Below are 18,437 nucleotides of genomic sequence, written 5' to 3'. Positions count from 1 at the left end.
GGTAGCGCCCATCTTTATTCAGGACCGGATTGGACCTGATTGGGATAGGAGGTCGTCGTGGGAGAAGACCTGACGGTGAAGCTCTATTCCGACTACCTGGCCACGAAGGCCCTGCTCGACACCGTGAGGCCGCGCTGCGAGCTCGCGCAGACCTTCATGCTGCACTACACGAACATCGTCGAGACCGACCGCCACCTGACGTTCGCGCGGCAGATGGACCGGGCCGTCCAGGACGTGAAGATCACCGCGATCACCGGGATCCTGAGCCTCGGCGTCGGGTTCGCCCTCTCGGCGGTCCGCAGCCTGGGCGCCACCGCCCATTCCCTTGCGCGCACCCGCGAGCTGATCGCCCGGATGCCGCCGCCGACCGGCGTCGTGTCGAGCGTGATGCAGTGGGCGATTCGCACGCCGAGCCTGGGGCCGCTGCAGGGCATCATCGGACCGTCCGTGCTGACCGGGCAGTCGGGCGCCTTCATCTACCACCGCGTTCTGAACGCCATGAGCCTGATGGCGGGAGCAACGGCGGGTGCGGCAATGGGCGGCACCTGGTCGCGGCTCGGCGCGGCGGAGGTCCGGGACGTCTTCGCTGCTGCCGAGCGCGCCTGCGAGTCCGTCTTCATGCACATGGACCCGGCGATCAGGACTCTCCTGCAACTGACGGACCCGGAGGTCTTCGCGATCGACACGGCGCTCCAGCAGAGCATCGCCGGAGAGCTCCGGAAGCGCTATCCCGAGGTGGAGGCCGAACAGCTCCGGGTGCTCACCGCGAGAACCATGCAGGTGGTCTGGCTGGACATGTATCGAAAGCTGGAGCAGCACCGCATCGGCCTCTTCTGCGAGGAGGCCGGCCTCCTCCGGAAGCTCGCCTCCGCGACTCCGGCCAGCGGCGGCCGGACCCTGTCGCCCGGACCGAGCCCAACGGCCTACTGAGCACCGCCGCGTCCGACCCTCGGATACGATCGGGCGCGGCGATGAGTCCTCGCCCCCGGACAGCCAGGAGAGCCCGGAAGGGCGTGCCCGTGGACGAGCGCACTGTCGCGCCCGCGGTGCCTCTCTGGCTCCTCGTGCTGGCGCTGACGCTCGTGACGTTCCTCGCGTACCGGCCGGCGTGGCACGGCGGAAATCTTTGGGACGACGCCGCGCACCTGACCCGTCCCGAGCTGCAGTCGATCGACGGCCTCGGGCGTATCTGGCTCGAGCTCGGGGCGACGCAGCAGTACTACCCGCTCACCCACACCGCCTTCTGGCTCCAGCACCGGCTCTGGGGCGACGACACGTTCGGGTATCACCTCGTCAGCATCGCGCTTCACCTCGCCACCGCCCTGCTTCTCCTCGCGATCCTCCGGACCCTGCGGATCAGGGGCGCGTTCCTGGCCGCCGCCGTCTTCGCCCTCCACCCCGTCCACGTCGAATCGGTCGCCTGGATCACCGAGCTGAAGAACACCCTGTCGGGGACGCTCTTCGCCGCCGCGGTGCTGTCCTATCTCCGGTTCGACGCCAGCCGCCGGAAACGGGCCTGGGCCGCGGCCCTGGCGCTCTTCGTGCTCGGGCTCATGGCCAAGACGGTCGTCGCGGTCCTCCCCGCCGCGCTCCTCGTCGTCCTCTGGTGGCGGCATGGACGCCTCGGGTGGCGGCGCGACGTGGCGTCGCTGGCGCCGTTCTTCGCGCTCGGGCTCGGCGCCGGCCTCCTGACGGCGTGGGTCGAGAAGCGCTACATCATCGGTGCGCTCGCGGTCCAGTTCGGGCTCGGCCCGATGGACCGCGTCCTCCTCGCGGGCCGTGCCTTCTGGTTCTACCTCGGCAAGCTGCTCTGGCCCGCCGACCTCGTCTTCTTCTATCCGCGCTGGGACTTCAGCCGGGTCGAGTGGCGGGCGATCCTGTTCCCTTCTGCCGCAGTCCTCCTGGCGATCGGGGCCTGGGCGTTGCGAAAGCGCTCGCGAGGACCCCTCGCCGCGCTGCTGTTCTTCGTCATCGCTCTCCTCCCGGCGCTCGGCTTCGTCGACGTCTACCCGTTCCGCTATTCGTACGTCGCCGATCACTTCCAGTACCTCGCAAGCCTCGGTGTCATCGTCCTCGCCAGCGCGCTCGCCGCAACGTGGTGGGGGCGGCAGGCGGGCTGGCGCCACACGGCGGGCATGGCCGCGTCCCTCCTCGTGCTGGCGGCGCTCGCCGGCCTCACCTCGCGCCAGAGCCGGCTCTACGCCAGCAGCGAGACCCTTTACCGCGGGACTCTCGAGCGCAACCCGGGCTCCTGGCTGGCGCTCAACAACCTCGGGGTCATCTGCCTGGAGCGCGGCGACGACGCCGAGGCGGAGAAGCTCTTCTTCGAGTCCCTGCGGCTGAACCCGGAGTACGAGGCGGCGCTCAACAACGGCGGCTTCGTCCTCGCCCGGCGCGGCCGCGTCGACGAGGCGATCGGGTACTACAGGCGCGCCCTCCAGGTCTGGCCCGACTACCCCGACGCCCACGTCAACCTCGGCAACGCCCTCTTCGTGAAGGGCCGGCTCGACGAAGCGGTCGGCCATTTCGACAGGGCCCTGAGGCTCAGGCCCGGCCTCCTCGAAGCGCGCAACAACATCGCGTTCGCGCTGGTGGCTCTCGGCCGGCCGAGGGAGGCGCTTCCCCACTTCGAGGCCGCACTCGAGCGGGACGCCTCTTCGCGGACCGCGCTCCTCGGTCTCGCCCGGACGCTCGCGGTGAGCGGCGACGCCGGCATCCGCAACGGCGTTCGGGCCGTCGCGCTGGCGGAGAGGGCGGCCCAGCTCACCGGGCACCGTGACCCGCAGGTCCTGGACGTCCTGGCGTCCGCCTACGCCGAGGCGGGGCGGTTCGGGGATGCGGTCTCCACGGCCGGCGCAGCGCTCGACCTCGCGCGCGGCGCCGGCCTCATGCCGTTGGCGGGCCAGATCGAGAGCCGCCTCGCCCTCTACCGCGCAGGCCAGCCGTTCCACGAGACGGGAACGTAGGACCGATCCGCTGCCCGCTCGACCAACCCGCGATCATGCCGGCGGGTTCTTCGTGAGGTCCGGCGCGGGCTTCCAGCCGTCGAACAGGTCGCGCAGCCCTTCGACGAGGCTGCTCACCGGAACGTGCCCGGCACCTCGTACGACGGCGAGACGGCACGTCAGCCCGGCGGGCGCCGTCGTCGCGATGACCTCTTTCAGCGCGCCGTTCTGGCTGATCACCGTGGGGAAGTCGTTCTCTCCCATGACGAGGGAGAGCTGCCGTTTCCCGCCCTTGAACTCGCGGACGAGGCTCTCCCGCTTCTCGCGGAAGTACGGAATCGACAGCGTCGCGCTCGCTGCGACGTAGGCGTCGAACGTAGAGGGGTTGCGAAAGAGGGCGTAGACGGCCGTGAACCCCGTGTTGGACGTGCCGTACAAGACCCGGTATCCGTCGGTGCGGTACGTCTTCTCGACCCTCGGGATCAGCTCCTCGCGGACGAAGTCGAGGTACTGGTTGGCCCGGCCCCCCTCCTTGCTGCCGTCCGCGTACGTGACCGGCTCCGGGTAGAGGTCCTTTCCGCGATCGGTGTTCCTGATCCCCACGATGATGAAGTCCGGAATCTGCTCCATCTGGGCCGCGAGGCGGACGCCTCCGATGCACCCCGAATTGAAGTTGATCTCGCCGTCCAGCATGTAGATGACGGGGAACCGCTTCCCGGCCTCCCTGTAGCCGTCGGGCAGCGAGACCCAGAACTCGCGGGTCTCTCCGAGGTGAGCCGACTCCAGCTTCCCGGACTCGACCGGGAGAGGCAGGGTCGAGGGATCGGCGCAGAGCGCGGCTCGAGATGCACCGAGCGCGAGGAAGACGAAGAGGCGGAATCGCGACACGATCATGACTTTTCCTTCTTGCGGGGCTACCCCAGGATCTTCAGCAGCGCCTCGCGATACTGCTGGCCCACCGGGACGTTCATTCCGCTCCGGGTCAGGAGGATCCAGGACCCCCTTCCCACTGTCTGGGCCTCCCGGACGTGGTCCAGGTTGACGATCCAGGAGCGGTGGGTGCGCAGGAAGCGGCGCGGGTCGAGCCGGCCCTCGATCGCGGAGAGCGTGCCGCGCAGGAGGTGGCTCGCGCGATCGCAGTGCAGGCAGACGTAGTTGCCCGTCGCCTCGAGGGCGTGGACCGAGGCCGTGGGGACGAGGATGTAGCGCTCCTGCTCCCTCACGACGAGGTGCGGCCGCACGGCCTGCCGGCGCTCGTGCAGCTCGAGCATCGCCTGGATGCGCCGGTCGAGGTCGCCCCGGTTCTGCGGCTTCAGGGACTCCCGCACCCGGTCCAGCGATTCCGCGAAGCGCTCCGGGTCGATGGGCTTCGTGAGGTAGTCGAGCGCGTGAAGCCGGAAGGCCTCCACCGCGAACTGGTCGAAGGCCGTGACGAAGACGATGACCGGCAGGGCATTCTCGCTTCGCCACGTCTCCGCAACCTCGAGGCCGCTCAGGCCCGGCATCTGGATGTCCAGGAAGACCACCTGAGGGGCCAGCTCCCGGAACGCCTCCAGCGCCGAAGGTCCGTCTCCCCTCTCGCCCACCACCTGCACGTCCGCGTGCGCGGCCAGGAGAGCGCAGAGCCGCTCCCGCACCAGCGGTTCGTCGTCGACGACGAGGGCCCGGATCATGCCCGGTCTCCCGGAATCGGGATCCGGATCCGGGCGCGGAAGCCGCCGTCCGGCACGGTCTCGACTTCCAGGCTCGCCCGCGCGCCGTACATCGCCTCGAGGCGCGCGCGGGTGTTCGCGATCCCCACACCCTGCCGGAGGGGCAGCGTCGCGCCCAGCCCGTCGTCCTGAACGTCCAGGGCCAGCGTCTCGCCTTCTGGGCGGGCGGAGATCCTCAGGTGACCCGGCCCCACCTTCGTCGAGAGCCCGTGGCGGATCGCGTTCTCCACCAGCGGGAGAACGACCAGGCTGGGGACCTGGCGATCGAGGATCGACTCGTCGACGCTCCACTCGACGAAGAGCCGGTCCCCGAAGCGCACCTGCTCGATCTCCAGGTACCTCTTCGTGAGGTCGAGCTCGGTCCGAAGGTCCAGGGTCTGCCCGGAGGCATCCTCGAGCATGGCCCGCAGCAGCCTGGAAAGGCGCATGAGAAGCCGGTCCGCATTCTCCGGATCGCGGTGGAGAAGGGTCGAGATCGCCTGGAGGGAGTTGAAGAGGAAGTGCGGGTGGAGCTGCCGCTGGAGAAGGGCCAGCCGCGCCTCGGAGAGCTGCCCGGCGAGGCGCGTGGCCTGGAGCTCCTCCTCCCGCCGGGCCCGGGCATGCTGCATGGCCTCCGCGCCGAGGAGGATCAGGAAATAGACGAAGGGCACGTTGAGGAAGCCCCCGAGCAGGTTCTGGCGGGTCGGAATGAGATTCGCGAGCCGGGCCGCATCCCAGCCCAGGACGAAGCCGCTCCAGATCAGAGAGATCCCACGCAGCATGAGCCAGTAGGGAACGAAGACCAGGACCATGCCGGCGAGATGGGCCGCTACGAAGCGACCCACACCGACGTGGTCGATCCGGACCCGTTTGCCGATCCAGAGAACTATGGGCGCGAGGAACGCCCATGGCATCAGCCCGCCCAGCTCACCCCGTATGAGGTCCGACCAGGGCTGGCCCGCCAGCCTTCCCTGAACGATCCAGAGGGAGCCCAGTCCTCCGAAGACGAGGATGCGGAAGCCGAGCCGGTCCCACGAGAGCAGGAAGTCTGCCGGGCCAGGCGAGGCGGCCACTCCTATCTCTTCCTCAACGTCTCCAGCAGGCTGTCGAACCGAACCCAATGGATGTCGACGCGAGTGAAATCCGAGGAGCTCGAATAGAAGAGGAACTTCCTGTCATCTGTGACATATGGCCCGAACTCGAAACCCGGCGTGTTGATGGTCGCGCCGAGATTCGCCGGTTCCGACCACGAGGCATCACCCTCCCTGAAGCTGACGAAGAGATCGGCGCCTCCGAAGCCTCCTCTGTGCGGGGAGGCGAACACGATGAAGGCCTCATCTCTCGCCACGTAGAAATCGCCCTCGTTCCCGGGAGAGTTCAGTGGGCTCCCGAGACTGCGATACGCGCCATTGACGCCGGACCTCTCATACGTGGATATGTCCATGCGTCCGAGCCCTTTCAGAGCGTCTTCCGACGATGCGTAGATGCGGCCGCTGTCCGTGTCCTGCCGGTAGTGCTTGTCCTTCGGATCCGGCAGGTCGGTGCACGTCGTGGGTGCACTCCAACCCGTGCCGGTCCGCTTCGATTGCCAGCACGTCTTGTGGTCGCCGTATCTCTCGAAGTACATCGTCCTGCCATCAACGGAGAGCGCTGGCCCGAGAAAACCCGCGAAGAGGTCGAGTGGCCCGTTCCATCTGTCGTCGGCGTACTCGTAGTACCGGATGTTGGTGTCGCTCCAGGTGCTGGTGACCTCGGTGAAATAGAGCTCCTCGCCGTCCTTCGATATGGCGATGCGGTCGCTGGCGAAGAAGCGTTCGCGCGTCTGAAGCTCGAAAAGCCGTGGCGTGGGCCCGGGAGGCGCCTGGTCGATGTAGCCGGTAATGGGGGCCGACGACGGGGCCTCCTCAAGGTACGCGGGCCCCGCGGGCAGGTTTCCGGCGGCCTCGCGCGGGCCGTCCATGCCCAGGAGCCGGGAGGCCCAGAGCGGGACCACGAGAGCGAGCCGGCAGAGCCGGCCGGTCCCGGTCGAGAGTCGATTCACGAAACACCTCCGGGGCGCCGCGGGGAGCGACCGGAAGCTCCGGCGCTCGTCCCGGTCTCGAAGGTGCGGCCGATCTCGCTTTCAAGCCACCGGGATGTGTTCGAAAGCGGAAAAGGCGGGGTGAAGACGGGAGACGCAGGGACGAGTCCGGTCCTACGTGGTGGTGGTCTCCGGAAGCGGTTCGGAGTCCCGGTAATACTCGAAATCCGGACGCGACATGTGAGTCGGGTGCTCGGGCCACGCGACGACTTTCACGCGCCGGCTCGGGACCTTGAGGAGGTTGGTGTCGCCCGCCGTGAGCTGCGCGAACTGCTTGTCGCTGCGATCGGCGATGAAAGAGCCGGACCCGTCGAGAGCCCAGACGCGGACTCGGTTCGGCGCGCTTCGCACCACCTGCACGCGCACCTCTATGGGATCGTCGATGGCATCTGACTCGGTCATGGCTGGACCTCCTGGTTACCCGAACGGGACAGCGGTGAACCGTGCGGCCGTCCATCCGCTGGCGCCTGCGGCATGCGCAGCGCACCGCAGCCAGTCTACTCCCCGCACTTGCCGGCCTTGCCGCCCTGCAGCATCAGGCGCCGCGGCCCACCTCCGGGTACCGGCGCCGCGTCTCGGCGTAGGACCGCGCCACGAGCTCCTCGAGGACCGGCAGCTGCACGTCGGCGAGGCTCTTGAAGTAGAGACAGGACTTCCCTCGCCGGTGCTTCCCGAGCGAGGAGAACAGCTTTTCCGAGATCTCGTCGCCCACCAGGAGGTAGACGACGATCTCCCTCCCTCGCGAGGAGAAGCCGGCGAGGCACATGTCCCCCGAGTGACCGCTGGCGTACTCGTAGTGGTAGCTGCCGAAGCCCACGATGCTCGGGCCCCACATCTTCGGCGCGCAGCCGGTGACGCGTTTCATGAGCGCGGCGATCGTCTTGCAGTCCTTCCGTCGGCTCTCGTCCTCGATGGCGTCGAGGTAGGCCTTCACGCTCACTCCGGTCGGCTTCGTCTTCAGCTCTGCCATGGTTGTCTCCTCGGGTCCGCGGATTCTGCCACCGCGCCGCCCGGAGGTAACCTCCTCACGTGCCCCGCCCGCCGTCGCCCCGCGTCGTCCTCCACCTCGACATGGACGCCTTCTACGCGGCGGTCGAGGTGCGGGAGGACCCGTCGCTGGCCGGCCGGCCCGTCATCATCGGGCACCGGGGCCGGCGCGGCGTCGTCTCGACCTGCTCGTACGAGGCGCGGCGCTTCGGTGTCCGCTCCGCGATGCCATCGGTCATCGCGGAACGGCTCTGCCCGGCGGCCGTCTGGCTGCCCGGCCGGATGGCCCTCTACGTCGAGGTCTCGCACCGGATCCGGGAGATCCTCGAGAGGCAATCCCCTCTCGTCGAGCCTCTCTCCATCGACGAGGCGTTCCTCGACCTGACGGGCATCGCCCGCGACCTCGCGGACGGCCGCCGGATCGCCGCGGCGATCAAGCAGGAGATCCGGGAGCGCGAACGGCTGACCGGCTCGGCGGGCGTGGCGCCGAACAAGTTCCTGGCGAAGGTGGCATCCGACCTGGAGAAGCCCGACGGGCTCGTCGTGTTCCCGCTCGAGGAGGTCCCGTCCCGCCTCTGGCCGCTCCCCGTCGAGCGACTCTGGGGCGTGGGCCCGAAGACGGCCGAGCGGCTTCGGGAGCAGGGTCTCGTGACGATCGCGGACCTCGCGAACGCGCCCGAAGGGCGCCTCGCGCGCATCCTCGGGGAGTCGAGCGCGGAGCACCTCGTCGCTCTCGCGCACGGACGCGACGACCGCGCCGTGGATCCGGGGCGCGAGGCGAAGTCCATCTCCGAGGAGCGGACCTACGGCGAGGACCTGACGCGCCCCGCCGACATCGAGAAGGCCCTCCTCGCGCGGGCCGACGGGGTGACCCGCGAGCTGCGCCATCAGTCCCTCGTCGCCCGCACCGTCCACCTCAAGGTCCGGACCGGCGACTTCGAGACGGTGACCCGCTCCAGGACTCTTTCCGAACCGACCGACCTCGCCGAGGTCGTCCTCGCCGCGGCCTGCGAGCTCTTCCGCGAGCGGGTCTTCCTGAAGGGCCGCGGCGTACGCCTCCTCGGCCTCGGCGTCAGCGGCCTCGAGGCCGCCGGCACAGGACAGGCCGCCCTCTTCAGCGACGGACGCCAGGAGAAGCTGAGGAACCTCTCGCGGGCCGCCGACGGGATCCGGGAGAAGTTCGGAAAGGCCGCGCTCTCGAGGGCCCGCCTCCTCCCTCCGCGCAGCCCGTCGGGCGAGGACGGCGACGGGACCGAGGAGGACGGTGCGGCCGAGGCGTCGAGCCTCCCGAGCGTCGACTAGCTCAGCGCGCCGCGAGCGGCGGGTAGAACGCCTCCGGGCGCTCGAGGTCGACCCTGGCGACCTCGGCCCAGATCACGTACTCGGGGCGCTTCTGGCCGTCGACGAAGACGAGCATCCCGGCATTCTTCTCGCCGAGGTCGCCCTTGCGCTCGAGCTTCAGCTCCTCGCCGCCGTGAAGCGTCAGCCGGGCGTGCGGTGTGCCGCCCTCATCGCCTCCGGCCGGGACGATCGAGGCGACCAGGCCGAATGGGATGGTGTAGTCGACGCCCTGCGCCGGGGCGTCGAGCGTCTCGGTGACCTCGCTCTCGTCCAGGTCGTAGACGAGCCGCCCGGCGAGGCGGCGGCCGTCGCGGGTCGTCACGCTTCCCGTGAGCGGGCGCCCCGGCGGGAAGTCGCCGTACGCGGGACCGCTGCCGCCGGGGCTGAAGTCGATTCGTTCGAAGGCGTCCCAGGAGACGAGCACCCGGCCGTAGCGCGGATCGTCGACGTAGGTCCCGCGGTTTCCGTCACCGGCTTCGCGGAAGCCGGTGAGCGCGATCTTGCGGCCGTCGAGGAGCGTCACGAGCGAGCCGTTGGACGGGCGTTGCGCGATGGATCGGATGCTGTCGAAGCGCAGCCTCTGCTCGCCGGCGGCGGTTCGGGCATCCAGCTCGTCCGTGCCGACGCACTCCTCCCTGTCCCACTGGACGAAGCCGGTGAACTTCCCGTGCCGCGTCCGCACCGTTCCGTGCAGCCGGGTCGGGACGGCGACGGACGGACCGGCGGGGAGAAGGTCGATCGCGCGGATCCTCGAAGAATCGAGGTTCACCTCGCCGCGCCGGCCGTCCCAGACGCGCACGCCGTCGTCGAAGTCGCTCGCCTCGAGGCGGTCGAGGTCGAACACCGCCCCGCTCTTCAGGGTCACCCGCACGTCTCCGCCGCGCGCCTCGATGCGTGCGAGATCGCCGAATCGCGCCATGAAGAGCCGGACGAAGTCAGCCTCGCTCTTCCGGCCGCCAATCTCGATCCCGAAGATCGAGAAGCCGCGGCGCTCCCTTGGTATCCGCTCGGGCGGCACGTGGGCGACCCAGGTGTTCGCGTCCTTGCGGCCGTTGAAGAAGTCGCCCCAGAACGCCTCCTGATTGCCACCCCAACGCAACCGCCCCTCGTAAATGGCGCCGCCAAGCGTGGTGACGCGGCCGTAGAGGAAGCCCGGATGGACCTCCCCCGCGGCCGTCGGCGCGGGCGACGGGGTGATCGCGGCCGGGGCCGGTTCGGTGGGAGCGACGCCCTGCTCGCCGGCTCTGTGACGGGCTGCGAAGACCAGCGCGAGGATGAGGAGTGCGGCGGCGAGTACTCCGCCGGCAATCGTGGCTTTCGTCATGAGTCCTGCTCGGGCTCCGGTCGGAGGTCCGCCCGACCCGCAGGCTACTTCTTCCCGGGAACGAAGACGATCCCCAGGGGCGCGAGGGCTTCCTCGAGCGGCGGCAGTCCGACCTCTCGCCTCCACTCGTCCACCCTGGACGCGTCCTCGAGCGGATGGAGCTCTTCCGATTTCGTCCGCTCGTTGTAGCGCGTGTGGGTCCCGTAGCGCTGCGGCAGGTTCTCGTTGAAGAGGCTCCGGTCGTACATGTTCGCGTAGCGCACCCAGGGCAGCTCCCCGGCTTCGCAGACCGCCTTGACGGCGGGCAGGTACTTCTTCTGCGCCCCATCCTCGGAGTGCATCACGACGAGGTATGCCCCCATGGCCGCCTCCTTCCCCACCTGGCCGGCGCGCGGCCAGCCCTTCCGGGCGACGAGCACCTCGAGCTCGCGCTGGTTCCTCTGCTGGACCAGGAGCTTGAGCTTCCAGAGCGCCTCCACGACGGACGACTTCATGCCGGTCTTCCGGGCCGCAATGCCGACCTCGTGGAAGAACGCCTGGTCCCAGGCCGCCATCTTCCAGAGCGCTTTGGCGAAAGCAACGTCCTTGATGGGCGGGTCGGGCTTCGCGTTGATCCGGGCGACGAGGCCGTCCTCGAAGGCCGCCCAGCGCCTGTCGTCCCGGGCCGTGACGAGGTCCGGATCGATCAGGGGGGCGACGGTCGGGTCGAGCTCGACGGCAATGGCCAGGTACTTGAAGCAGTCGTCGAGGCGCCTGTTGATCGACAGGGCGCCCGCCAGCTCGAGGAGGTTCTTCCGGTCGCCGGGGTCTTCGCTATACCTCTTCTCGAAGGCGGCGATGGCTCCCGGGATGTCCCCCTCGGCCCTCAGCGCCCCGCCGGGGCTCATCGGACCAGGAGGGGCAGGCTGGGCGAACGCGGCCTCACAGACGGCCAGGACGACGACGATGGGGAGGAGAAAGCGCCTGGACATCGTCGATCGCTCACTTCAGCTTCGCCAGCTCCCCGCGAATCCTCTTCTTCTGTTCCTCGTCCTCGGTCATCGAGAGCGCCTTCTCGTAGCTGGCGATGGCCTTCTTCTTGTCTCCTGCCGTGGCCCAGCCCTCGGCGAGCGAGTCCCAGGCGTTCCACGAGGCGGGGTGGTCCTTCGTGTTCTTCTCGAAGGCACGGATCGCCTCGTCGGTCTTCTTCTGGCCGAGGAGCTGGTACCCGTACTGGTTCAGCTCCGGCTCGGTCGCCAGCGCCAGCGCCTTTTCGCGCAGCTCGGCCGCGCCCTTCGCGTCCCCCTTCTTCTCCAGGAGCGAGGCCTTCGTCGACTGGTTCGTGAAGTTGCGGTTCATCCTGATCGAGCGGTCCACCCACTCCTCCGCCTGGTCGAGGGCGGTGTCGTTCTTCACGCACCAGGCGGCGGCGCCGTTCCAGCCCTGCCACCCGAACCGCGGGAGACCGCGGAGCTGCTCCCTGAGGCTCGCGAGAATGACGGCCTTCGTGTCGACTTCCAGCGGGAACGAGACCCGGACCTTCTCCCACGCGAGCGTCACGGTGACCGAGCGGTCCGTCGGGTCCGCGAGAGTGAAGAGAAGCCTCTCCTCGTGGGGGCCCTCCTCTCGGGGCCGCCACAAGCCGGACGGCATCCTCCTTCGCGTCGTAGCTGTAGCTCCCCCACGCGGCGGCCTGGGTGCTCAGGATCACCGTCCACTCCCTCTCGCCCGGGATCGTGTGGAGCCCGTAGGTGCCGGCCGGCAGCGTCTTCCCGCCGACAGTGACCGGAGAGGAGAACGACAGCGTCGTGTTCTCGTCGGCGCCCGTCCTCCAGACCTCGCCGTACGGCACGAGCCCGCCCCATACCTTCCGGCCGTTCACCGCCGGCCTCGAGTAGCGGACGGTGACGTCGGTCAGGCCGACCTTCTGGGTCACCGTCGCCTTCGGGCTCCCGGGCGGGAGCTGAAGCGGGGGCACCTGGGCGAGGCCCGGAGAGGCCGCCACCACCAGGACGCTGAGGACGAATCTGGAAAGACGCATAGGGAACCCTCCTGTCTGCAGGGCAACGGCGAAGCCCGCTTCGACTCCCGGGCTCCACCCGAGTCCTGTGGATATCTCCTTCCCGATACGTCTGAGCGGCGGACGGGTTTCCTCGAGGGGGCCGGGAGGCCCGCTCCGGCGTCAGGCGGGGCCCCGATCCAGCACCTTCCAGAGGCGCTCGACGTTGTGGCCGTGGATGTCGAGGTTCTCCCATTCCGTCCCCCGGAGCTCCTCGTTGGGGAGTCTCGCGATCGCGGGGAACTTCGCGAGCGGGACCTCGGCCTTCGCCTGGTCCAGCGTCTTCCCGGCCGTCCGCGCGCGCCGCACGCCGCTCCAGACGCCCTCGAGGTACGAGACGAAGTCCTGGTACTGCCCCTTCTTCATCACGGCGCGGCTGTGGCTCGCCAGGAACTTCGTCTCTTCGTTCGCCTCGGCGAGCACCCGGCGCATCAAGACGAACCAGTTGTCGATGAGCGCGGGCGTGGCCTGCTCCGCGACGGCGTCGAGGGCCGGGACCTTCGTCGGGTAGAACACCCCGGCGGTCAGGACGAGGTTCTCCTCTGGAACCGTCACGACCGTGTCGCCGACGCCGTGGGAATGGCCGTACCAGTCGAGGCGGACGTCGACGTCGTCGAGGTGGAGCGTCATCTCCTTCTCGAACGTGATCGTCGGCGGGACGAGGGCGGCGCTGGCGCGCAGGTCCTCCTGCATCGTCCGCCAGGCCTTCTCGTACGCCGCCCACTCGGCCCCCTCGAGCTTCTTCGGGTCGGCCTTCTGCAGGTACCCGCGCACCATCGCGAGCTGCCTGTCCCCCATCTCGCAGACCTTCGCCGGCCGTCCGGGGTCCGCCATCATCGCGAGCATCTCTTTCCGCAGAGACGCGTGCCCGACGATCGGAACGTCGGCGAAGGCCTCGTTCCCTCCCACGTGGCAGACGTGCTCGTGCGTGTCGACGAGGAACGCGACGTCGCTGCGCTTGAGCTCCGCCTGGATCGCCTCGCGGAAGGCCCCGGCGATCCTCTTCGAGAACGGCGCGTCCACCACGACGATCCCCTTCCGGGTCGCGATCGCGACGATGCCGTTGTCCCAGGGGCCGCCATAGGCGACGACGACCCGTGGGCTGAGCCGGACGACCTCCAGCCCCAGCTCGTTCGCGCGGACGGGCGCCGAGGCCACGGCCGGGACCTCGGCCGCCGCGAGGCGACCTGTCAGGAGCGCGAGCGCGAGCGCTCCCGCGCAACGAAACCACGGTTCCTTCATCTGAACCTCCCGGGAGGCCACGATCCGGAGCTGCGACGACTCCCGCCGCGCCGCCGGACCGCTTCGGACCTCCCGGCTCCAGGTTGTGGCCGCGATTCTTCACCTGCCACGGGAATGGGTCCGGCGCCGTGAACGGCGTGACGAACGCGGGAAAGGCTGGGGCGAGTGCCTCAGTCCCCCGTCGCGAGGCGGCCGACGAAGTAGACGGGATCGTTCGTGCCGTTGTCGATCGTCGTGGCGTAGGCCGCGAGCCTGGCTCCGTATTCGTATGGGTCGCCGAGAAGCAGCGAAAGACGGAGGAGGGCCGCCCTCGGGCCGTCGCCGAGTCCGCGCGTGCGGAAGAGGTCGTTCACCTGGACGCCGCCCCGGCCTGCTATCTCCTGGTCGAACGCATCGAGAAGCGTCCCGTTCTCGTCGAGGATCTCGACATGCACCAGGCCCGGACGGGCGTCGAGCTTCACGAGCGAGAGGTTCGTGCGAGAGGACGCTCCCCCGGTCGGGCCGAGGATCTCGAGTTTCTCGCCGCGCCCGGCGACCTGCGAGGCGACGAGAGGAGGCACGTGCATGCCGTACGTCGAGCCGTCCGGGAGGAGCGTGTACGTGCGCGACGTCGTCGAAACGCCGCCGCTCGGGAAACCGGTCTCGAGGCTCAGCCGGGCCACGCCGGTCAGGCCGAAGACGGTGAAGAGAGCATCCGGAACGCGCCTCGACTCGCCCGGCGCGAGGATCACGCTCGCCCAGAGCTCCCTGCCGGGCTCATCCCAGAGTACGGCGCGCAGCCGGACCGAGCGGACGACGGCATCGGGGTTGAAGAAGAAGAGATCCGTCCGGTACCGGGCTCCGTGCGCGCCATCGGAATGGACGACGGCGGGAATGTCGAGAAACCCGGGACGGACGTCCGGCCCGGACCACATCGGATCGTTCGTCGCGTTGTCGATGGCGGTGAAGCCGGTCAGGGCGGCGCCGGAGCCGGACGTGACGAGGAAGGAGCCGGTCGAGGCACCTGGCGTGCCGGTCCGGTTCGCCACGTCATCGAGCTGCTCCTGGCCGCCGGGCGGGACCTCGATGGAGAGCGGCCCCCCAGCCGTCCCGCCCGCAGCCGACGGGACGAGCGATGCGCGAGATCCTTCCCCCGAGAGATCGCAGGAGAGGAGGTTCGTGCGGAAGCCCGAACCGAAAAGCCCCGCCGAGAAGGGCTGTGAATACCCGGGGCGGGCGGCGACGATGACGTCCTCGGCGTCGACGGCCATTCCGTAGGCGCCCAACGAGGAGACGGTGTAGTCCCGGCTCGTCGCCTCGAGCGTCCCGCCGGAAGCCGGGAGCAGGAGGAGAGCCCCTGACCCGCGATCGAGGTGGAAGAGGCTTCCGAGCACGTCGGGGAGGACGGCAATCGCGCGCGGGCCGATGGTCACGCTCGCGTCGGGCGCGGAGGTCGAAGTCTCCGGGTTCGGCAGGAACCGGACCGTGACCGGGAGAGGGCTCTCTCCCGGGTTCCGCAGGATCAGGTCGGTGCGCCAGCTGGCACCGAAGAGGCCCGGCACTCGCGCCGACGCGGGAATCACGAGCTGCTGCAAAAGGGAGAACCGCGTCAGCGGTGCCGAAGGGAAGAACGCTGGCGACGTCGGCGGCCAGGGCTCCCCCGAGGGTGTGGCGATGCTCAGTGGCGACCCGGGGTCGACGAATACCGAAGCTCCCGCCGTTGCCGCCGCATCGACGTCGAGGTGCAGGAGCGTGGGAGACCCCTCTGCGCTCAGGGCGACCCGGTCCCAGGTGGCGGGCGCGGGCTCACCGACGTTCCAGACGGCCAGATCGAACGATCCGGGCTCGCTTCGCCCCAGGTGCGTCTTGAGGAACAGGAGGCGTTGCCCGGAGTCCGCGGCGAAGATCCCGGATATGCGAGGCCCGGATGCGTCCCGCCAGGCTTCGACGAGGCCACCGGCGTCGCTGTGGGACGCGAGGAAGGTCGACTCGTTGTCGCGGCGGACGATCCACGCTCCCGAGAAGCTCGGGGTGGGAACGCCGAGCACACTCCCCGTCTCGGACGAAACGACCTCCTTGAGGGTCCCGTCCTTCCAGAGCACGAGGGAGCGGGTCGACGGAAGAATCGGAGGCTTCGAGGGGGAGACGCGGTTGCCGCCCCAGGTCCAGTCCACGTTGATGTACGCGCTCCCGTCGGGAGTGATCCATCCCTCCATCCACGGGTTCCACGCGAAATGAAAAGTGTCGAAGATCTTCGACATGTTCCCGGAGAGGTCGAGAACCGAGAGCGTCCACGGGCTCTGTGCGGCATTCGCGGGGGGCGCCGGATAGAGCAGCGCGAGGAACCTCGTTCCACCCAGGTCCGAGCCGAGGAGCTGGCCGCCCAGGTTCGGCGGGGTGAGGGAGTACGCCGAGCCGTCCGCGCGCACCCCCCAGATGCCAGCGGCGCCCGAGCTCACGACCGAGAGGACGAAGGGAACTTCGGCCGTCCCGAGCCGGATCGGCGAGCCGACGGCGTACGCCATTGGCCCGCCGAGGTCTTTCCAGGGAGGTTCCGGGGCCCATAGGCCAGATCCCGCGGGGAGCGCGACCCGGCTCCACGTCGTTCCGCCGTTCGGGCTGTAGAGGATGCTCCCCGCCTGTGGAGGATCGCCCGGAAGGCCGACGTTTCCGCTCACGAGAAGCCGCAGGGTCCCGTCGGCACCCTCCCAGGCCGCCGCCGCGGAGAAGTCTGCTGGTGTTCCGCCTGGCGTCACGTCCCGTGGCTCCTCGATACCCAGCGCATCGTGGACGACGACCCGGGCGCGGGTCGCAACGCAGTAGTAGCACGACGCTCCATAGGTGACGAGCTCGACGACCACCGCATGCCGCGCGGCGCGCTTCTGGACGGATGGAATGACGGGCCAGCGAGAGACGGGGGCGCTCGGGATCACCCGGGCGGCCGCCTCGACCGCGAAGAGCAGGAGCGCCAGGCAGGAGGCTCTCGCGGCGAGGCATCGCGCGGCTGGCGAACCGTCAATGTGAGTACTCCCGGAACTCATGAGGTACCTCCCGACACGAGTGTAGGCGCGAGCTCCTCGAGCAGCCAGGCGATGGCGCTCGGGCGGTCTTGAAACGCCGAACGCGTCGATGGCGAGGCTCTCCCCGGTACACTTCCACCATGACTGTCGACCTCGAGAACTCCGAACGCCAGCAGACGGACGAAAGCCTGCGCCTCGAACGCGAGAGGGCGGATCTGGCCTTCGGCGCGGAGCTCGCTCTCCTCGACGACACGGCCGACGCCGTCATCAACCGCGCCCGGGCGCGCGCGGACCGGGTGCTCGCAGCGACGCGGGCGCGGACGGATCGCGGGCTCCGGCCCTCGAGCGTGCCGCCTGTAGATGGAGTCACGATCGAAAGAGATCGGGAGGACCAGGTCGTCCGCAAGGAGAGAGCGGACGCGGACGAAACGGTGCGGTCCGAACGAGCCGCGCACCTGGCCATTCTTTCGCGCGAGCGCGACGCAACCGACAGGGACCTTCTCAGCGAGCGCGCCCGCTCCGACGACGTCATCGCGACGCGCGACGAATTCCTGGGCATCGTCAGCCACGACATACGCAACATGCTGGGCGGCGTCGTCAGCCTCGCCGCGCTGATCTCGAGGCTCGTCGCACGGGGAGATCCTCCAGACCAGATCCTCCCGTATACCCAGCGCATCCAGCGCGCGGCGGCCCGGATGGACCGCCTCGTCGGAGACCTGGTCGACGTCGCGAGCATCCACGCCGGAATGCTCGCGGTGACGCGTGAAGTGGCCGACCCCTCTCACGTCGTGGCCGAAGCGGTGGACACGTTCCACGCGCAGGCCTCGGCGGCCGGGCTCTGTCTCGAGGCGGACACGATGCCTCCGGCGACCGCCGGCGCCTTCGATCCCGACAGGGTCCTGCAGGTGCTCGCGAACCTGCTCGGCAACGCGATCAAGTTCACCCCTGCAGGCGGGAAGGTCGTCGTCCGGCTCGAATGCATCGGGGACGAGCTGGCGTTCACGGTAAGCGACACCGGCATCGGCATCGCCGAGGACCGGCTCGAGTCCATCTTCGAACGGTTCCTCCAGGTCGACGCGACGGACCGTCGCGGCCTGGGGCTCGGTCTCTACATCTCCAAGTGCATCGTGCAGGGACACGGGGGACGGATCTGGGCCGAGAGCAGGCTGGGCGAGGGGAGCGCCTTCCACTTCACCCTCCCGATCGCAGCCTCGGCGTGACGTTCCGCCTTCGAGAGCGCGTGCTCGATCACTCCGCGGAATAGATGGTCGCCTGGCGCAAGGAGAGTTGCCAGGAGCCCGAAACGTCAGTCCAGATCTCGGTGGTGCGGCGGCGGACGCTCTTGCCAGCGAATCTGGCTTTGCCTACAGGGGTCAGTGTCTCTTCACCCATGAGCACGACCTCGTGTGTTCCACGCAGAGCGGCGTACTCGACGGATCGATCGAGGCTCGTGTAGTCGATCAGGCCGGTCCTCAGGTTGTTGACCGCGTCCTGCTTCGTGGCGATCCTGTTGAACGGGTTGTTCACGACGGCATCGTCGGAGAACATGCTTTCGAACACGACGGCGTCCTTCGCCAGAATCGCCATGTCAAAGCGCATCGCAGCCTTCAGGGCTGCAGCAATGCGGGGCGCCTTCACGGACTCTGCGGCTGCTGGCGTAGTGGCACGCCATTCTGCCTTCAGTGAGAGCGTCGTGAAGGGAAGAAGGATCAGGAGAAGGCGGAGAAACGGGTTCATAGGACCTCCCGGACGGATGGAGTACCACGACCGTACGTGTGGCGCCTAGCCCC

Annotated in this window: 16 protein-coding genes and 1 pseudogene; 4 read left to right on the top strand and 13 right to left on the bottom strand. The window is 69.1% G+C overall.

Annotation, left to right across the window (positions count from 1 at the left end):
• Positions 1–57 precede the first annotated feature (57 nt).
• On the top strand, positions 58–930 hold the full coding sequence (locus tag IPN03_01015; GenBank protein ID MBK9372338.1) for a hypothetical protein: 873 nt from the start codon (positions 58–60) through the stop codon (positions 928–930).
• Between the two features lie 89 nt (positions 931–1,019).
• Positions 1,020–2,966, top strand: a complete 1,947-nt coding sequence (locus IPN03_01010) for a tetratricopeptide repeat protein (protein ID MBK9372337.1) — start codon at positions 1,020–1,022, stop codon at positions 2,964–2,966.
• A gap of 33 nt (positions 2,967–2,999) precedes the next feature.
• Here the strand turns inward: IPN03_01010 and IPN03_01005 are convergent, their stop codons facing one another.
• From IPN03_01005 to IPN03_00980, 6 genes are all read right to left on the bottom strand, one after another.
• Positions 3,000–3,839, bottom strand: a complete 840-nt coding sequence (locus IPN03_01005) for an alpha/beta hydrolase (GenBank protein ID MBK9372336.1) — start codon at positions 3,837–3,839, stop codon at positions 3,000–3,002.
• Between the two features lie 20 nt (positions 3,840–3,859).
• Positions 3,860–4,618, bottom strand: coding sequence for a response regulator transcription factor (locus IPN03_01000; GenBank protein MBK9372335.1), 759 nt, complete (start codon positions 4,616–4,618; stop codon positions 3,860–3,862).
• Positions 4,615–5,709, bottom strand: a complete 1,095-nt coding sequence (locus IPN03_00995; GenBank protein ID MBK9372334.1) for a histidine kinase — start codon at positions 5,707–5,709, stop codon at positions 4,615–4,617. The genes IPN03_01000 and IPN03_00995 overlap by 4 nt, the downstream gene beginning before the upstream one ends.
• A gap of 2 nt (positions 5,710–5,711) precedes the next feature.
• Complete coding sequence (locus IPN03_00990) at positions 5,712–6,677, bottom strand: PD40 domain-containing protein (GenBank protein ID MBK9372333.1); 966 nt, start codon at positions 6,675–6,677, stop codon at positions 5,712–5,714.
• 153 nt (positions 6,678–6,830) lie between these two features.
• Complete coding sequence (locus tag IPN03_00985) at positions 6,831–7,118, bottom strand: hypothetical protein (protein MBK9372332.1); 288 nt, start codon at positions 7,116–7,118, stop codon at positions 6,831–6,833.
• 133 nt (positions 7,119–7,251) lie between these two features.
• The gene (locus IPN03_00980) at positions 7,252–7,686 is read right to left on the bottom strand and encodes a DUF1801 domain-containing protein (GenBank protein MBK9372331.1); all 435 of its coding nucleotides are present in this window, start codon (positions 7,684–7,686) and stop codon (positions 7,252–7,254) included.
• Positions 7,687–7,787: 101 nt separating this feature from the next.
• Here IPN03_00980 and dinB point away from each other — a divergent pair, with 101 nt between their 5' ends.
• Positions 7,788–9,005, top strand: a complete 1,218-nt coding sequence (gene dinB / locus IPN03_00975; protein MBK9372330.1) for a DNA polymerase IV — start codon at positions 7,788–7,790, stop codon at positions 9,003–9,005.
• Position 9,006: 1 nt separating this feature from the next.
• Here the strand turns inward: dinB and IPN03_00970 are convergent, their stop codons facing one another.
• The 6 genes and pseudogenes from IPN03_00970 to IPN03_00945 form a co-directional block, all read right to left on the bottom strand.
• The gene (locus tag IPN03_00970; GenBank protein MBK9372329.1) at positions 9,007–10,368 is read right to left on the bottom strand and encodes a hypothetical protein; all 1,362 of its coding nucleotides are present in this window, start codon (positions 10,366–10,368) and stop codon (positions 9,007–9,009) included.
• Between the two features lie 44 nt (positions 10,369–10,412).
• Positions 10,413–11,339, bottom strand: coding sequence for a hypothetical protein (locus IPN03_00965; protein ID MBK9372328.1), 927 nt, complete (start codon positions 11,337–11,339; stop codon positions 10,413–10,415).
• A gap of 10 nt (positions 11,340–11,349) precedes the next feature.
• Complete coding sequence (locus IPN03_00960; GenBank protein ID MBK9372327.1) at positions 11,350–11,988, bottom strand: tetratricopeptide repeat protein; 639 nt, start codon at positions 11,986–11,988, stop codon at positions 11,350–11,352.
• Between the two features lie 55 nt (positions 11,989–12,043).
• A pseudogene (locus tag IPN03_00955) lies at positions 12,044–12,388 on the bottom strand (DUF2911 domain-containing protein).
• 141 nt (positions 12,389–12,529) lie between these two features.
• On the bottom strand, positions 12,530–13,648 hold the full coding sequence (locus IPN03_00950) for an MBL fold metallo-hydrolase (protein MBK9372326.1): 1,119 nt from the start codon (positions 13,646–13,648) through the stop codon (positions 12,530–12,532).
• A gap of 170 nt (positions 13,649–13,818) precedes the next feature.
• Complete coding sequence (locus IPN03_00945; protein MBK9372325.1) at positions 13,819–16,668, bottom strand: hypothetical protein; 2,850 nt, start codon at positions 16,666–16,668, stop codon at positions 13,819–13,821.
• Positions 16,669–17,342: 674 nt separating this feature from the next.
• Between IPN03_00945 and IPN03_00940 the strand changes: the two genes are divergently transcribed.
• Complete coding sequence (locus IPN03_00940; GenBank protein MBK9372324.1) at positions 17,343–17,867, top strand: hypothetical protein; 525 nt, start codon at positions 17,343–17,345, stop codon at positions 17,865–17,867.
• A 28-nt stretch (positions 17,868–17,895) separates the two neighbouring features.
• Here the strand turns inward: IPN03_00940 and IPN03_00935 are convergent, their stop codons facing one another.
• Entirely contained in the window at positions 17,896–18,384 is a 489-nt protein-coding gene (locus IPN03_00935) for a nuclear transport factor 2 family protein (GenBank protein MBK9372323.1), read from the bottom strand.
• Positions 18,385–18,437 lie beyond the last annotated feature (53 nt).

Source organism: Holophagales bacterium (assembly GCA_016719485.1).
Lineage (GTDB): Bacteria > Acidobacteriota > Thermoanaerobaculia > UBA5066 > UBA5066 > UBA5066.
Note: the sequence above shows the minus strand (reverse complement) of the source record. Positions and strands in the feature narration are given on the sequence as shown.